This is a genomic window from Brumimicrobium mesophilum, from assembly GCF_003025005.1.
GTDB classification, from domain to species: Bacteria; Bacteroidota; Bacteroidia; order Flavobacteriales_D; family Crocinitomicaceae; genus Brumimicrobium; species Brumimicrobium mesophilum.
Window position 1 is genome coordinate 239,105 of the sequence record NZ_PVSS01000005.1, and the last position, 17,845, is coordinate 256,949.

The 17,845-nt window shown below is 33.2% G+C and carries 15 protein-coding genes; 13 read left to right on the plus strand and 2 right to left on the minus strand.

The window, feature by feature from the left end; all coding sequences use genetic code 11:
* Positions 1-12: 12 nt before the first annotated feature.
* The 13 genes from C6368_RS07030 to C6368_RS07090 all read left to right on the plus strand — a co-directional run bounded on the left by C6368_RS07030 (position 13) and on the right by C6368_RS07090 (position 17,053).
* On the plus strand, positions 13-2,121 hold the full coding sequence (locus C6368_RS07030) for a M48 family metallopeptidase (RefSeq protein WP_159038483.1): 2,109 nt from the start codon (positions 13-15) through the stop codon (positions 2,119-2,121).
* A gap of 149 nt (positions 2,122-2,270) precedes the next feature.
* Positions 2,271-2,957 (plus strand): hypothetical protein, encoded by a 687-nt coding sequence (locus C6368_RS07035; protein ID WP_107038483.1) that lies wholly within the window; start codon positions 2,271-2,273, stop codon positions 2,955-2,957.
* Positions 2,958-3,120: 163 nt separating this feature from the next.
* Positions 3,121-3,603, plus strand: coding sequence for a ribosome assembly cofactor RimP (gene rimP, locus C6368_RS07040; protein WP_107038484.1), 483 nt, complete (start codon positions 3,121-3,123; stop codon positions 3,601-3,603).
* A gap of 4 nt (positions 3,604-3,607) precedes the next feature.
* Complete coding sequence (nusA, locus tag C6368_RS07045) at positions 3,608-4,843, plus strand: transcription termination factor NusA (protein ID WP_107038485.1); 1,236 nt, start codon at positions 3,608-3,610, stop codon at positions 4,841-4,843.
* Between the two features lie 66 nt (positions 4,844-4,909).
* Positions 4,910-7,783 (plus strand): translation initiation factor IF-2, encoded by a 2,874-nt coding sequence (gene infB / locus C6368_RS07050; RefSeq protein WP_107038486.1) that lies wholly within the window; start codon positions 4,910-4,912, stop codon positions 7,781-7,783.
* Positions 7,784-7,906: 123 nt separating this feature from the next.
* Complete coding sequence (locus C6368_RS07055; RefSeq protein WP_107038487.1) at positions 7,907-8,458, plus strand: hypothetical protein; 552 nt, start codon at positions 7,907-7,909, stop codon at positions 8,456-8,458.
* Positions 8,451-10,253, plus strand: coding sequence for a tetratricopeptide repeat protein (locus C6368_RS07060; protein WP_107038488.1), 1,803 nt, complete (start codon positions 8,451-8,453; stop codon positions 10,251-10,253). The genes C6368_RS07055 and C6368_RS07060 overlap by 8 nt, the downstream gene beginning before the upstream one ends.
* Before the next feature lie 447 nt (positions 10,254-10,700).
* Positions 10,701-11,594 (plus strand): pirin family protein, encoded by an 894-nt coding sequence (locus C6368_RS07065; protein WP_107038489.1) that lies wholly within the window; start codon positions 10,701-10,703, stop codon positions 11,592-11,594.
* Positions 11,595-11,679: 85 nt separating this feature from the next.
* A complete protein-coding gene (locus tag C6368_RS07070; protein WP_159038484.1) occupies positions 11,680-12,309 on the plus strand; it encodes a hypothetical protein in 630 nt (209 codons plus the stop codon).
* A 153-nt stretch (positions 12,310-12,462) separates the two neighbouring features.
* The gene (locus C6368_RS07075; RefSeq protein WP_107038491.1) at positions 12,463-12,912 is read left to right on the plus strand and encodes a MarR family winged helix-turn-helix transcriptional regulator; all 450 of its coding nucleotides are present in this window, start codon (positions 12,463-12,465) and stop codon (positions 12,910-12,912) included.
* 16 nt (positions 12,913-12,928) lie between these two features.
* Positions 12,929-15,334 (plus strand): 3-hydroxyacyl-CoA dehydrogenase/enoyl-CoA hydratase family protein, encoded by a 2,406-nt coding sequence (locus C6368_RS07080; RefSeq protein ID WP_107038492.1) that lies wholly within the window; start codon positions 12,929-12,931, stop codon positions 15,332-15,334.
* A 54-nt stretch (positions 15,335-15,388) separates the two neighbouring features.
* Positions 15,389-15,751 (plus strand): four helix bundle protein, encoded by a 363-nt coding sequence (locus tag C6368_RS07085; RefSeq protein WP_107038493.1) that lies wholly within the window; start codon positions 15,389-15,391, stop codon positions 15,749-15,751.
* Between the two features lie 117 nt (positions 15,752-15,868).
* The gene (locus C6368_RS07090) at positions 15,869-17,053 is read left to right on the plus strand and encodes an acetyl-CoA C-acyltransferase (RefSeq protein WP_107038494.1); all 1,185 of its coding nucleotides are present in this window, start codon (positions 15,869-15,871) and stop codon (positions 17,051-17,053) included.
* An 84-nt stretch (positions 17,054-17,137) separates the two neighbouring features.
* Here C6368_RS07090 and C6368_RS07095 read toward each other — a convergent pair whose 3' ends face one another.
* Together C6368_RS07095 and C6368_RS07100 are read right to left on the minus strand one after the other, a co-directional pair.
* On the minus strand, positions 17,138-17,518 hold the full coding sequence (locus C6368_RS07095; protein ID WP_107038495.1) for a hypothetical protein: 381 nt from the start codon (positions 17,516-17,518) through the stop codon (positions 17,138-17,140).
* 99 nt (positions 17,519-17,617) lie between these two features.
* Positions 17,618-17,809 (minus strand): hypothetical protein, encoded by a 192-nt coding sequence (locus C6368_RS07100; protein WP_107038496.1) that lies wholly within the window; start codon positions 17,807-17,809, stop codon positions 17,618-17,620.
* Positions 17,810-17,845 lie beyond the last annotated feature (36 nt).

Consider the following 17,845-nt stretch of genomic DNA (forward strand, 5'->3'; position numbering starts at 1 on the left):
ACTATCATAGGAATGAATTACAATTTTTTAAAAACACTTTGCATAATTACGATTTTTATTCCATCGTTCTTAACTGCACAAAAGGATTCCTTTTCCAACTTTAAGACAACTCAATCTGTTGGAGAACCTCCTACTATTTTCACAACTTCATTTAAGGATAAAGTTGCAGAACGTGTTGAATCATCTAAGGATATTGAGAAAAATGACAGAGAACAATATGCATTATATACAAACTACTCTGTTAATTCTTTATTAAATTCTGGGCATATTCTATATGGCGACCCAATGACTAAATTCGTAAATAAAGTAGCGGATAAATTGTTGGAAAACGAACCGGGTTTAAAAAGAAAACTGCAGTTTTATGTAATCAAAACTAATACCACAAATGCTTTATGTACTGATCCAGGTATTATTTTTATTACAACTGGTTTACTTTCTCAAATTGAAAACGAGGCACAATTGGCTTATGTAATTTCTCATGAAATTGTTCACTATCAAGAAAAACACCTTCAAAAATCTTTTAAAAAATCTAAAGAACAAGAATTAGAACCAACTTCATCTTATGAGGACATGGTTTTACTTTCAAAAGATCATGAGTTTGAAGCTGATGCAAATGCTTTAAAATTTTATCATGCAGCCGGTTATTCAGACAAAGAAGTAAACGTCGTTTTTGATGTTTTAATGTATTCCTACTTGTCGTTTGACGAAATCAATATTGATAGCACTTTCTTTGCTAAAAATGATGCTTTTATACCTCAATCTTATTTCCCTGAAGCAGCGAATCCAATTTTAGCTTTTGAAGACTATGATGACAGTAAAAGTAGCCATCCAAATATTCGAAAGAGAAGAGATGCCATATCAGAAGAAATCAAGAAATATGACAATTGGAAAGCCAATTCTAACTTCATTGCTTTAGAAGAATTTAAGCACGTTCAAAATATTGCCCGATTCGAGTCTATTAGAGAAAATATATTGGTAGGCAATTATTTAAAAGCTCTTTATGAAATTTATATCTTAGAAAAAACATTTCCTAACAATGAATATTTGCAAACAAGTAAAGCACTTACTTGGGCAACAATGAATCAAATTTCTGTTGGCAGAAGCTTAAGAAGTGTTGTTAAAGATGATGATGAAATAGAAGGCCAATTATCACTTCTTTATGGCTTTTTCAAAAAGTTGAATAAAGAAGAAATGGCTCTATTGACTATCAGAATCGTTCAAGATGTTTGTCTAGAATTTCCAGCATCAGAAAGGTTAAAAGAAATTAAAAAAGAAAGCATTGAAAATTTAGCTCATGTTAGAAATTTCAAATTTGAAGAATTAAAAAGTAAATCTTATACACAAGCTAATTTAGATTTTGAACTTAGTTTGAATGATACAATTGCTGATATTGATACGATTGTTCCAGAAAATGAATCCAAATATGATAGAATTAAACGAATTAGGGAAGAGCAAGTAATTTCTGTAAACGAAAGCCATTTAGAAGAACAATTTTTCTCTCTTTTTCTTTTGCACGATCTTGTGAATGATGAGGAATTCAAAAAAACAATCGAGGAAGAAAAAGAAAAGCTCGTACTTTCAAGAACTTCTAGTTACAAAAAGTCTAATTCAGATGATGATAACAAATTGATAGGAGATATTATCTTAATTACCCCAAAATTGAAAGCTAAAAAAAATGGAGATTTTGATTTGGAATCTACTTTGTTGTTCTATGAATATTTAAAAGGAGGCGTAGATAGACATGCTCCTAAAGAACGATTAAAATTAAGAGATAATCTGGAAGTTGAAGATTTCACTACAGAAAAACACAATGAAGTAAGTATACTCATATCTTACATAATTCAATTTTCAAATTCGAAAAATAAAGATTTTAAAAATTTATTGGTGGATTATGAAGAAATGAAATCAATTATTGCCAAATATGACAATCCACAACTCTTATTGATTTCTGGAGATTATTATTACAATAAATTAACCGACAAAGCTATTTCGGGAAATGCCAGTTATATTGAACTCAAAACAGGTAATATTTATAGTACCCGAAATTACATTTCCAAATACAAACTAAATAAGATCTCTGTTGAAGGATTTACACACCTTATTTTCAACCAACTAAAATAAATATTGTGACTCTAAAAAAAATATTTATAGTATTTAGTCTAATAATATGTTCTTCACTTCAATTGTGGTCTCAATATGACTACTTTTTTGGTAACAGGAATATATTTGCTATCCATCTCAATGGAAACCCTCGTTTAAAAGCAACTATTATGGATAACAAAATCCCTTCATTTGTTAGCGATTCAGAATATGGAACATATTATTATGAACGTGATAATAACGATGAGCTAGTTGTTAAACAACAAAAAGTAAATTTGATGTTAAATTTATTTTATGGTCGACTCGTAAGAAATAGAATTTTATTGGGAGTAGATTTCAGTTATCAAAAACATCATATCACTGCTTTCGAACATGAACTTAACCCAGAATACGATATAGTTAACCCTGTATATAACATTATTGAAATTCAAGGTTCTTTCGGGATTTTTTTAGGACAATCTATTGCTCCAAACAAGCATTTGCTGCAATTCCAATATGGTCCAAGATTGTTTTTTATTAAAAATAATTATAACTCCGATGATGGAAATAGTGAAACAGAACTAGATCAACTTTACACCACAGTTGATTATAAAATACCCATGCACTTCATGCGTTTTTCAGTAAACTATACCTATCGTCAAATGCTAACAGAAAATCTTAATTTAGACCTCGGTGTAACAACCAACTTTGGAATATATAGTACATTTTTAGACCCATACTCCCCTTTTTATTATGATTATTATACAGGATCTATCAATTTTTTAACTTATAGCCCTTCTTATATGAAAAGTAGATTAGCCAGAGAAACCATGAGAAACATTCTATATTTCAAGGTTGGACTTTCTTATAATTTTTAAATCCCAGAAACAGAAAATAGAACTTTTTGACAATATTAACACCACGTTAAGATGGCAAGTAAAAAAATAATATTGGAATTCGAAATAATTTAATTACATTTGCACTGTTTTATATGTAAAATTAATAGAACGAGGGGACATTTTGTCCCCTCTTTTTGTAGGTATGCTGAAGAAAAAAGTAATAGAAGAGTTGGCCATAGAAAGAATAAACGAGCTTGATAAAGGCTTGTTCATTGTTGAGATTTCGATCTCTTCAAAGAATGTTATTCATGTAGAGCTAGACACCGAAGAAGGGCATGTAGCCATTAATGATTGCGTTTCCGTTTCAAGAAACATTGAGCACAATTTAGACAGAGAAGAACAGGATTTTGAACTTTCTGTATCCTCTGCAGGTTTAGATAAGCCATTTCGTGTTTTACAACAATACACTAAAAACATCGGAAACGAAGTTAAGGTACAGCTGAAAGAAAAAAACAATACTGTTGAAGGCGTGTTAAAACATGTTGATGAAAACGGAATTAAACTAGAGACTACTTCGAAAGAACGTGTTGAAGGTAAAAAGAAAAAGGAAATTGTTGTTCGTGAATACGACTTCACTTTCGAAGAGATTAAGGAAACAAAAATTGTAATATCATTTAAAAAATGAACTCATGAATAGTATGAACTTAATAGAAGTTTTCACTGAATTCAAAGAATTTAAAAGTATAGATAGACAAACAATGATGCGTGTTCTAGAAGACGTATTTCGTACTATCTTGAAGAAAAAATACGGTACTGACGAGCATTGTGACGTTATTATCAATATTGATAAAGGTGATTTCGAAATTTGGGTAAACAAGGAAATTGTTCCAGATGGAGAGGTTGAAGATCCTAATATCGAGATTGCATATTCTCAAGCTGTAAAAATCGAACCAGATTTTGAAGTTGGAGAGGATGTTTCTGAGGAGATTAAATTTGAAGATTTTGGAAGAAGAAATATTCTTTCTTTGCGTCAAAACTTGATTTCTAGAATTCTTGAATTAGAGAAAGATCAATTATACAAAATTTACAAAGACCGTATTGGAGACATCATCACTGGTGAAGTTTACCAAGTATGGAAAAAAGAAATCCTTATTTTGGATGACGAAGGAAACGAGTTGATTTTACCAAAATCAGAGCAAATTCCTTCAGATTATTTCAAAAAAGGAGAACCTGTTCGCGCAGTTGTGTCGAAGGTAGATATGAGAAACAGTACTCCTGTTATTATCCTATCTCGTTCAGCTCCGGAATTTTTAGAGCGTTTATTTGAATTGGAAGTACCAGAAGTTTTTGATGGTTTAATTACTATTAAGAAAATCGTACGTGTTCCTGGTGAGCGTGCTAAAGTAGCGGTTGAATCTTATGATGATAGAATCGACCCTGTTGGTGCTTGTGTTGGAATGAAAGGATCTCGTATCCATGGTATTGTTCGTGAATTACGTAATGAAAACATTGATGTAATTAACTACACCAACAATATGCAATTGTATATTCAACGTGCGCTTTCACCAGCAAAAATTACATCGGTAGAATTACTTGAAGAAGAAGAACGCGCAAACGTTTATCTTAAAAATGATCAAGTTTCTTTAGCGATTGGTAAAGGAGGATTTAATATCAAGTTGGCAAGCCGCCTAACGGGATACGAAATAGATGTTTATAGAGAAGGTGCTGAGGACGTTGAAGATGTTGACTTAGAAGAGTTTGCAGATGAGATTGACAGCTGGATTATTGATGAGTTGAAAGCAATAGGTTGCGATTCAGCGAAGTCTGTACTTGAGTTGGATGTGGCAGAATTGATAAAAAGAACTGATTTAGAAGAGGAAACAATTCGCGAAGTCTTTAAGATTTTGGAGTCAGAGTTTGAATAGATTCAATACAAACCTTAACTTAGGCGTTTTATAAAGAATAATAGATTAATAGGAAGGACGTAATATATGGCCGGTAAAGTAAAAAGATTAAGCAAAGTTGCACGAGAATTAAACGTAGGAATATCTACGTTAGTAGAATTCTTGAAAACCAAAGAGATTTCAATAGACTCAAGCCCTAACACCAAGTTGGAGCCTGAGCACTATGAGATTTTGAGTGAACAATTTGCTGATGATCAATCGCTTAAACAAGAAGCGGAGAAAACAACAGTAAAACGCGAAAAAAGGAAAACTGTTTCTTTGAAAACAAAAGAAGAGGAAAGTTCTAAACAAGAGGAAGAAGACGATGAAGAAATCGTAATTCCTAAAAAAGAAACTGCACCTCCTAAAGCGCCTGAACCTAAACCTGAAGTAACTGAAGCTCCCGTAGCAGAGGTTAAAGAAGAAGTGAAGGAAGAGCCTGTTGAAGAAGAAAAGAAAGAAGAACCTGTAGCTGAAAAACCTGTTGAAAAAGAGGATAAAGCACCAAAATTAATTAAGGAAGACCCTAAGTCTAATGACGAAAGAAGCGGTGGACTTAATGTAATTGGTAAAATAGATCTTTCTAACATCGACACACGCACGCGTCCTGATAAGAAGAAAAAGGAGAAGAAAAAAGACGATAAACCAACTGCCAAGAAGCATGAAAATGTGAAAAAGCATAATCCGAAACCTACTCCTGCTCCCGAAAAGAAAGTTGAAAAGAAAGTTGAAGAAAAACCAGCTGCTGAAACTCCTGAACCTAAAAAAGAGGAGAAGAAAGTTGATTTGATTTCCGTTTCAAGAACAAAATTAGCTGGACCTACTGTTGTTGGTAAAATTGTTTTACCTGAGAAAAAAGAGCCTAAGAAAAAGGAACACGACAATAAAAGAAAGCGTAAGCGTATCAAAAAAGTTGATCCAAAGAAACCTGGAACAGCTTCAACTCCGAACAAAGGTCCAAGAAGAGACGTAGTACCTGCTAAAGGAAGAGGTAAGAAAAAACCTGAACCAAGAAAAGAGGTTACTGCTAAGGATATTGAAAAAGAAATTAAGGATACACTAGCACGTTTATCTGGTGGTGGAAAATCTAAAGGGTCTAAAAACAGACGTGCCAAAAGAGATTCTTATGCTGAAAAACGTGAGAAAGAATTAGAACAAGAAGAAAAAGAACAATCAATTTTAAAGCTTACTGAATTCGTTTCGGTTTCAGAATTAGCTTCAATGATGGATGTCGGACCAACTCAGGTTATTTCTGCTTGTATGTCACTAGGAATATTTGCTTCTATCAATCAACGTTTAGATGCTGAAACAATTCAAATTGTTGCAGAAGAATTCGGATTTGAAGCAGAATTTGTTTCGGCAGACGTTCAAGATGCAATTAAAGTTGAAGAGGATAATCCAGAAGATTTAGTTGATCGTCCACCAATTATTACGGTAATGGGACACGTTGACCACGGTAAGACATCTTTATTGGATTATATCCGTAAAGCAAAAATTGCTGATGGTGAAGCGGGTGGTATTACACAGCACATTGGTGCATACTCAGTAAAATTAAAAGGAAAACAATTAACTTTCCTTGATACTCCAGGTCACGAAGCCTTTACAGCAATGAGAGCCCGTGGTGCTCAAGTGACGGATGTCGCAATTATTATTGTAGCCGCAGATGATGACGTGATGCCACAAACAAAAGAGGCAATATCTCACGCTCAAGCTGCAAACGTACCTATGGTTTTTGCAATCAACAAGATTGACAAACCAGGAGCAAATCCAGATAAAATTAAAGAACAACTTTCTCAAATGAACATTCTTGTTGAAGAATGGGGTGGGAAATATCAATGTCAGGAAATTTCAGCTAAACATGGTAAAAACATCGAAGAATTACTTGAAAAGGTAATCCTTGAAGCAGATTTACTTGAATTGAAAGCGAATCCAAACAAAAACGCAATCGGTACAGTATTGGAATCATCTCTTGATAAAGGAAAAGGTTACATTACTAACATGCTTGTTGAAGCTGGTACTTTGAGAATTGGAGACATTATTTTAGCTGGTAAACATACAGGTAGAGTTCGTGCAATGTTGAATGAGAAAGGTAAAAACCTTGATGTTGCACCTCCATCAACTCCAATATCTATTTTAGGTATCAATGGAGCGCCAAGTGCAGGTGACAAGTTCTATATCATGAATGATGAGCGTGAGGCAAGAAATATTGCATCTCGAAGAGAACAACTTTATAGAGAGCAAGGTTTACGTACTCAAAAACACATTACTCTTGATGAGATTGGACGTCGTTTAGCAATTGGTGACTTTAAAGAATTAAACATCATCGTAAAAGGTGATGTGGATGGTTCTATCGAGGCATTATCTGACTCATTATTGAAGTTATCAACTGAAGAGATTCAAGTAAACATCGTTCACAAAGCCGTAGGTGCAATTACTGAAGCCGATGTGAATTTAGCTTCTGCGTCTGATGCAATAATTATTGGTTTCCAAGTTAGACCGACCGTTTCAGCTAAGAAATTGGCAGATGATGAGCAAATCGATATCAGATTGTATTCTATTATCTACAAAGCCATCGAAGAACTGAAATCTGCAATGGAAGGAATGTTATCTCCAGACATCAAAGAAGAAATTGTTGGTACTGCAGAGGTAAGAGAAACCTTCGACATTACAAAAGTTGGAACAATCGCAGGTTGTTATGTAACTTCAGGTATTATTCAACGTAATTCAAAAATACGTTTGATCAGAGATGGAATTGTAACCCACGAAGGTAAACTTGGTTCTTTAAAACGATTCAAAGACGACGTAAAAGAGGTGAAAAACAACTACGAATGTGGATTGAATATTGAAAAATTCAATGACATTAAAGAAGGTGATATCATCGAAGCTTACGAAGAAAAAGAAGTAGCTAGAAAGCTTAAATAACCAAAGTTTTCAAACAAATATTATAAGCTGTTCCATTTGGAGCAGCTTTTTTTTTGGAAATAATTTACACTTGTCAATAGCAATGTTTTTTCGTAAGTTTGGATAAATAAAAATTGAATTAATATGAAATGGTATTTTGTTGCAATTATGGGGCTTTCATTGACAGTTACAAGCTGTAAAAATGAGAACAAAAAAGAGCTATTGTCGGAAATTGACAAAATGGAAAACACATTAGATAGTCTTGAAACGGTTGCCAATGACACCACTAGATATGGATCAAAAGATATTGTGACCTCTGTGCGTGAAACCATTCTAAAAGTGAAAAATAATTACATGCCTGACACCATAGATTACGTTTTGGCAGACCAAATGAATTCTTATAAAGAGATAAGAAAAGCAATTTCAAAAAATTCTGGAAATTTAGCTAAAGCAAAGCAAACGATTCCTGAAGTTAAAATTAAACTTGACGATTTAAAACATGATATTGAAAATGGTGTAAATGATAGAGACAAATATGAAGAGTTTATTAATTATGAAAAGTCAAAAATTAGTGAAATAAAGCAGGTTCTCTCCTACTACATCGAAACAACTGCCTTGTATTATGACAGATATGACTCTTTACACCCTATAATCGAAAACATAGGTGATTCTTTACAGAACCTTCCAAATGATTAAACTATTCTTAAATATCGCTTTTGTTTTTTCACTTTCGATTGTTCTTAGTCAAAACACCGACGAACAATTAGCTAATTATTACTTTAATGAAGGTGACTGTGAAAAAGCAATACCATATTTTGAAAAAATATACAGTAACAACCCCAACGAATTCATTTACAAACGATATTTATCTTGCTTGAAAGAATCGGAACAAGACAAGGAAGTAATTCAATTAATAGAAAAACAGATCTCTTATCATCCCCACATACATAGTTATCAAGTTGAATTAGGTGATGAATATGAAATTCAAGGGAACTTAAAAAAAGCTGAGAAAACTTATCAGGATTTAATCAACAACTTAAATGCTAATCCGCGTGTGATTATCGATTTACAGAAAGCTTTTTCAAATTTAGGCAAGAATGATTTGGCTTTGCAAACTTTAGAAAAAGGGAATCAAGTACTAAATGGAAACTATCCATTGAATATTCAATTTGCTGAAGTTTATGGTGCATTAAATGAAACAGAAAAAATGATTCAACAATATATTGATTTGTTGGATTATAATCCTGGAATGATTTCTTCACTAAAAATCCTCATCCCTCGCATGATTGACTTTGATGATGAAAATAATGAAAGATTCAAAATGTTTCAAAATGAATTAATCCGAAAGATTCAGAAAAATCCAAATGACGCCATATACTCGGAACTATTGGTTTGGGCATTTGTTCAAAAACGTAATTTTCCTGCTGCTTTAGTTCAATCCAAAGCTTTAGATAAACGAACAGCCAATGATGGAAGAGAAGTTTTTAAAATTGGAAACCAAGCGAGTCAAAACAACGATTTTTCAACAGCAAGAGCTGCATTCAAGTATATAATTGACCTAGGAATAGATAAGCCATATTATTATGCTGCTGAGCAATTGCTTTTGAATACGCGTTACATGGAAATAACCACATTGAGAAATTATTCCTCACAAGAAGTTAGCGAAACAATTCAAGAGTATCAAACAACGCTTGAGCGCATGCCAGAAAACGGAAAAGCCCTTCCAATAATTAGAGAATTGGCATTTATTCAAGCATATTATGGTGAACAACCGGATTCTGCAATTTTAACTTTAGAAAAAGCTTTAGAATTGCCTAAATACAATGATGTAGAAGAAGCAAAGATCAAGTTATTGATGGCTGATGTTATGGTATTGATCAATAACGTTTGGGATGCTTCATTGCTCTATATGCAAGTTGAAAAACAATTCAAATTTGAACCAATTGGACAAGAAGCTAAATTTAAAAATGCAAGAATATTCTATTATGATGGTGATTTTATATTTGCTCAATCCCAACTGGATGTTTTAAAAGAAGCCACTACCCGACTCATTGCTAATGACGCAATGAATTTGTCTATTTTAATAACCGATAATCTGGGTTTGGATTCAAATTATGTTGCAATGTCTCAATTTGCTAAAGCTGACTTATTGTTGGAGCAACATAAATATGATGAGGCCTTTAAAATGTATGACTCCATCACAGATATTTTTCCAGATCACAATTTAAAAGATGAAATTTTAATGAGAAAATCTCAGGCATTTCGCTTTAAAGGGGAATGGAATACAGCCATTACTTTATTGCAAGAAATTGTTGAAAAACACGGAGATGACATTTTAGCTGACGATGCATTATACCAAATTGCACAGATATATGAAAATCATATTTTTGATAACAAAAAAGCAGCAGAATTCTACTTTCAATTGATGAGGGACTATCCTGGTAGTTTGTTTGTAACGGAAGCTAGAAAAGCATACCGGAAAATCAATTAATGCTAATTAAAACCTTTTAACCGCCCAATTATTACCTTAACTCTAATTACTTATTCTTTTTGGATTCAGAAATAAGCACAACTAATTATTGTTCATTTTAGTTCAACAAATGTAAAAGTAAATTGTGATATAAATAAAATTAAACATTGATCCTATCTGCTAATTCTGCAGGAACATATTATACAATTTATTTTGCTTCTAGAATGAGAATAATACAATTAAATTATGATAACTTAGCCTATGTTATAAATTTGGTTTCATAAAGTTGAACTGGTATTTACAGAAGCTTACGAAGTAAAAAATATTAGGAAGTAAATTAAAAATACACTTAACTTATAAAAGATCCATTCTTGTAAAAAATAGAATAGACAGTTGTAAATTACATAATTACAGATTAATTAAGTGTAATTATAGAATTATATAGATTAGAATCATAAAATTGAGCTTATGTCAAATTTAGAATTAATTATTGAAGAAAGGGCTGCAGATATTGGTAATTTCATGGTTGGCAGACTACTACCTTTTAAACGTAAACGAGCAATTGGACCATTCGTATTTATCGATCATATGGGACCAGAGCATTTAGGAAAGGACGAACACCTAGATGTGCCACCGCATCCACATATTGGACTTTCAACTTTGACATACTTATTTGAAGGATCAATCATGCATAAAGACAGCTTGGGTTCATCTATTGAAATTACTCCAGGCGCTGTAAACTGGATGACAGCAGGAAAAGGTGTCGTACATTCTGAACGAACTCCTAATCATTTAAGAACTGTAGAAAAAACAATTCATGGGTTCCAAATTTGGGTTGCTTTACCTAAAAATTTAGAGCAAACTGAACCTACTTTTGAACATATTGAAAAGGAAAATATACCGAACTGGACAGAAGATGGAGTCGACTATAAATTAATTGCAGGAAAAGCGTTTGGTAAAACTTCTCCAATTTCTGTTCACAGTGAATTGTATTTTATAGAAATCAAAAGTAAAGAAAAAAAGACCATAAATATAGGAGATGATCTGTATGGAGAAAGTGGACTTTATATTCTTGAAGGTAGTATTAATGCTGATGGTTATAATTATGAACCTAAGCAAATACTCATCGCCAAAGACAGCACGCTCTGTTCATTTGAGTTGGAACCCAGCTCAACAGTTTATATTTTCGGAGGACATCCATTCGAAGAGGAAAGATATATTCATTGGAACTTCGTTAATTCCGACAAAGCAATAATAGAAAAAGCAAAAGAAGATTGGAAAAATCAAAATTTATCTGCTTTTCCAAAAGTTAAAGGAGATGAAAATGAGTATGTACCTCTTCCCAAACCTACAGGATTTTAAGGGGATAGTTATTGGTATCACTGATTTTATCGATATGATCACTCTGTAATTAAACATTCAAGTTCAACAATTGAAATGTCAAACAATGAAATATAGACTTATTCTGCTTTTGCTTTATTCATTCAACTTGTATTCGCAAATCCTTGTGGAAAACTTTGACTTAAGTATTGAAACAAATCTATCTAGTGAACTTCAAGATGTTTATGGTAAATTTCTAAATGAAGATGTTTCAAAAATTTCAATAGTTCAAATTAAAAAGAAATACTTTCAAGGTGATTATTATAGGTTTTTGAAAAACAAAAAATTCTATCAGAGTAGAAAGAAATGGTTGAAAAAAAATTCAATCCATAGAGAGTCTATTATCATTGATGGTAGAATTGAAAATAAATCAAGTTCAGCATATAAAATTTTCCAAAGCCGCTTTTATAGAGTAGACATTGAATTCATTCAAAACGAGGTGTTTTTGGACAGTACTGAAACTAAAATAGCAATGAAAGAAATGTTCAATGGTGATGACAGTGATATCGTAAACATGTGTTATATTCCCCGACATGCAGTTATTTTCTACAACCCTAATGGAAAAGCTATTGGAGTTTATGAAATTTGTTTTGAATGTTCCAATGTAAAAATAGGAATTGTTGGAACTAAAATGTTTTCCAGGAATTCTCCTTATATTAGAAGTTTATTCTCAAAATATAAAATCTTGTTTGACTAAACGATTTCGAGAAATCAATTTAATTCAAGGAATTAACAAATTCAATTAGAATGTTTTATATATTAGAGGGTCTTAAACCTAGTCAACAAATATTTCTCAAAATTCTCTAATTTTTATTGTGCGTGCGTAATATTTTTCGTAGATTTAACATCAATGAAATATACGAAAGCAGAAGATTACGTGGATTTCCATCTACGACATGCGTGGCATAAGGTTTCGCGCATGTACAATCAAAAGGCGAAAGCCCATGACTTAACAATGTCAATAGGATTTATCTTATTGATAGTTGATAAAGAAGGTACACCAAGTACCCAACTTGGCCCAAGAATGGGAATGGAGCCCACTAGTTTATCACGTACCCTTAAAACAATGGAAACCAAAGGGTATATATATCGAGAAATTGATCAAGAGGACAAGAGAAAAGTGCTTATCTTTCTTACACCACAAGGTGTAGCATTAAGAAAAGAAGTGAAATCTAAAGTTGTAGATTTCAACGAAAAGCTCTTAAAATCTATTCCCGACAAAAAATTACAGGCATTTTTTGATGTTATGGAAATTTTAGATGAGCATGTTGAAGACGAATTAAAATCATTAACAATATAATTTAAATCTCAGTTTAATGGAAAGAAAAATAAATAAAGTAGCCGTATTGGGTTCAGGTGTAATGGGATCTCAGATTGCATGTCACTTTGCCAATATTGGCGTTGAAGTACTACTTTTGGATATTGTTCCTAGAGAACTTGATCCAAAAGAAGAGAAAAAAGGATTAAAATTAACAGATAAAGTTGTTCGCAACAGAATTGTAGATTCTGCCCTTGCTGCTGCCTTAAAAATGAGCCCTTCCCCTATTTACAAAAAGGAATTCGCTAGTCGAATTGCGACAGGAAATATGGAGGATGATATGGAAAAAATCAAAGATGTTGATTGGATCATTGAAGTGGTTATTGAAAGATTAGATATTAAGAAAACAGTTTTTGAAAATGTTGAAAAATTTAGAAAACCGGGAACTTTAATCACATCAAATACTTCTGGAATTCCGATTAACATGATGCTGGATGGTCGTTCTGAAGATTTCAAAAAACATTTCTGTGGAACGCATTTCTTTAATCCACCACGTTATCTACAATTGTTAGAGATCATTCCAACAAAAGAAACAGACCAAGATGTTGTTGATTTCTTTATGGAATATGGTAGTCAATACTTAGGGAAGAAAACGGTTTTGGCCAAAGACACTCCAGCATTTATTGCGAACCGAGTTGGTGTTTACTCAATTATGTCTTTATTCCACAGTGTTAAAGAATTAGGTTTAACGGTTGAAGAAATTGACAAATTAACTGGAACTGTTCTAGGTCGTCAAAAATCTGCAACTTTCAGAACAGCAGATGTGGTTGGTTTAGACACTTTGGTTTTAGTTTCTAATGGTGTAAAGGACAATTGCCCAGATGACGAAGAAAGCGAACTATTTGGCTTGCCAGATTTCATCAGTAAAATGGTTGAGAATAAATGGCTAGGTTCGAAAACAGGACAAGGATTCTACAAGAAAACTAAGGACGAAAACGGAAAGACAGAGATTCTTTCTTTGGACCTAGAAACTTTAGAATATAAATCTCAAAAACGTGTAAAGTTCCCAACTTTGGACATGGCTAAGCCAATTGATGATCTAGAGAAAAGAACAGCAATGTTGATTCAAGGACAAGATAAAGCCGCTGAATTCTACAAAATGATGTTCGGTGGATTGTTTGCATATGCTACGAATCGTGTTCCAGAAATTGCTGATGATTTGTACAAAATCGATGACGCAATTAAAGCTGGGTTCGGTTGGGCATTAGGTCCATTTGAAACTTGGGACATTCTAGGATTCGAAAAAGGATTGGAGTTAATTGAAAAGCAAGGTAAAAAAGCTGCTCAATGGATTCACGACATGAAAGAAAGCGGAGCAACTACTTTCTATAAAAAAGAAAACGGGCAAAAATTATATTACGATCTTTCAAGCAAAGCATATAAAGTTATTCCAGGAACGGAAGACTTGGTGCTGTTGGATGCACTTCGCGACGACAATACTGTTTGGAAAAATACGGACACAACTATAGTAGATTTAGGTGATGGAATTTTGAATTTAGAATTCCACACAAAAATGAACACAATTGGAGGTGGAGTTATTGAAGGAATTAATAAAGCATTGGATTTAGCTGAAACCAAATACAAAGGTTTAGTAATTTCTAATACAGGACAAAACTTTAGTGCAGGTGCCAATGTTGGAATGATTTTCATGATGGCAGTTGAACAAGATTTCGATGAGTTAAATTTCGCCGTAAAGTCCTTCCAAGATACAATGATGCGTGTTCGTTATGCTAATGCTCCAGTAATTGTTGCACCACATAACTTAGCTATTGGAGGAGGTTGTGAATTATCAATGCATGCCGATAAAGTCGTAGCACACGCAGAAACATACATTGGATTGGTTGAATTCGGTGTTGGACTAATCCCTGGAGGTGGTGGTTCAAAAGAGTTTGCTAAGCGTTTTTCTGACGAATTGAAAGCAGGTGATATTAGAATCAATACTTTAAGAGAAAGATTCTTAACGATTGGTCAAGCAAAAGTATCAACATCAGCTTACGAAGGATTTGATTTGGGTTATTTACGCAAAGGAACTGACGAAGTAGTTGTGAGTCGCGAAAGACAATTGACAAGAGCAAAAGCAGCTTGTTTAGAATTATCTAACAAAGGATATACCGCACCTTTAAGAGAGAAAAATATTACAATTTCTGGTCAAGAAGGATTAGGAATCGTTTACGTTGGAGCGAACTCAATGATGTCAGGAAACTACATGTCGGAACACGATAAAGTGATTTCAGAAAAATTAGGATACGTACTATGTGGTGGAGACATCTCGGAGCGAGTTCAGGTTTCTGAGCAATATTTATTGGATTTAGAAAGAAAAGCATTCCTCGAATTATGTGCAGAACGCAAAACATTAGAGCGTTTGGAAAGCATGGTGAAGAAAGGGAAAGTTTTGAGAAACTAGTTTTTGGACATTAGAGGTTGACAGAGGAGAGTAGAATAATAAAAAATTGAGAAAATGAGAAATGGACATCATAACTGTAGGGAATTGAACATTTGGAAGAATGGGATGGAGATTGTAAAATCAACATACCAAATTTCTGAGGGACTTCCTAAAGATGAAAGATTTGGTCCTGTCCCTCAAATTCAACGTTGTTCTGTTTCCATACCGTCTAACATTGCGGAAGGGTCTGGTAGAAGTACCACTAAAGACTTTATCAGATTTATTGATATCGGTCTCTCGTCTTCCTACGAACTAGAAACACAATTAATTCTCGTAAACGATTTATATAACTTAGAAACGAAGGTATTAATAACAGATATAAATGAACTTCAAAGAATGATTATTGGATTTAAAAGAAGTATTTCATCTGAAAGTTAATACGAATAAAATGAATTTTTTAAAAACAATCATAGACTCAGATTTTGACAATAGATTAGGCGTAGAACGTTTAAAATCTATTGTCTAATAATCTAAAATCTTAAAAAACTCGAAAAAATGAATAACAACAACGCATATATAGTTACAGGTTACCGCACAGCAGTTGGGAAATCCGGTCGTGGTGGTTTCCGTTTTTATCGACCAGATGATTTGGCTGCAAATGTCATCAAACGCATCATGGAAGATGTTCCTAACTTAGATCCAAAACGCATCGATGATGTGATTGTGGGAAATGCAAATCCAGAGGCTGAACAAGGATTAAATGTTGGACGTTTGATTTCACTAATGGGATTAGACACGGACAAAGTTCCAGGAATGACAGTTAACCGTTATTGTTCATCAGGATTAGAAACTATTGCTTTGGCAACCGCGAAAATCAACAATGGAATGGCGGATTGTATTATTGCTGGTGGTGTTGAATCAATGTCTGCAATTCCTATGGGAGGTTGGAGAATTGTTCCAAATCCTAAAGTAGGAAAAGAAAATCCAACTTGGTATTGGGGAATGGGATTAACTGCAGAAGCGGTTGCTCAACAATTCAAAGTATCTCGTGAAGACCAAGATAGATTTGCATTACAATCGCATGAAAGAGCTTTAAAAGCAATTGAAACTGGTCGATTTGTAGATGATATTGTTCCAATTGATGTTGAACACATATACTTGGATGAAAATGAAAAACGTCAAGTTAAGAAATATACTGTTGATACAGATGAAGGGCCAAGAAAAGGATCTACTTATGAAGCTTTGGCTAGATTAAGACCTGTTTTTGATGCACGAGGTTCTGTAACTGCAGGTAATTCTTCACAAACAAGTGATGGAGCTGCATTTACATTAGTAATGTCTGAAAAAATGGTGAAAGAACTAGGTTTAGAACCAGTTGCAAGATTAGCTTCTTACAATGTTGTAGGTGTTGAGCCTAGAATTATGGGGATCGGGCCAGTTGATGCTATTCCATTAGCGATTAAATCTGCAGGATTAAAATTGAACGACATTAGCTTATTCGAATTGAACGAGGCATTTGCTTCACAATCATTAGCGGTTATTCGTGAAACAGGATTAAATCCAGACATCGTGAACGTGAATGGAGGAGCAATTTCTTTAGGTCACCCTCTTGGATGTACAGGGGCAAAATTAACTGTTCAAATGATGAATGAATTGAAAAAACGTAACGAACGCTACGGTGTTGTAACAATGTGTGTTGGTACAGGACAGGGAGCAGCAGGAGTAATTGAGAGATTGTAAGCTTCAATAATGAAACAAAACTAAAATCCAAGCTTATGAGTTGAATCTCATTTGCTTGGATTTTTGCATTAAAGTCTGCAATGATTACTTTTGTACTACTGTGAACCCAACAATATGGTATTTAAATTTAAGCCAATCAAAACGACATCTGATACAAATCGTCTTATTTGGACTTATAAGTTTTAAACTATTTAAATTAGGTTTATTCGTTAAACAATCAAAGGGAGATTTCTCAATTTTAAAATCATCTAATGGGAAGTGTTTCAATTCATCTAATAAATCAGGACCGACAAAAACAACACCTTTAATTAGGTCATTTTCATTTTTAAAGACGTCAACATCACTACCTAAATCAATAATATGAAACTGTTCCCCAATATCTGACAATCCATAATAAGAGTAGATTTTACCAAGTAAAAGAACTCCAATTGTAATTGAGAGAATTACTATTACTGATTTTTTCATTCGGATAAAAGGGATATAATTCCTTCATTAATATCACCTAAGGTATAAACAATCTGTAAGAAATAATTGGGCTACCAAAATAGGTCATTAATTACTAATTCAGCTTTGTTCTTTCTCCAATTTTTTAACTTTTGAGTTAAGGTAAGTAAGTTGAAAAACAAAAGCTGATATTCCAATGGCCAATCCAATTAGACTTATTGTTGCACCATATTCATTATCATTAAATTTTAAATATGATCCAACTAATAAGAGTACCGCCCCTATTGCATACGCTATATTTATTAATTTCATTTTCGATATTTTAGTTTCTAATTCCTATTTATTATT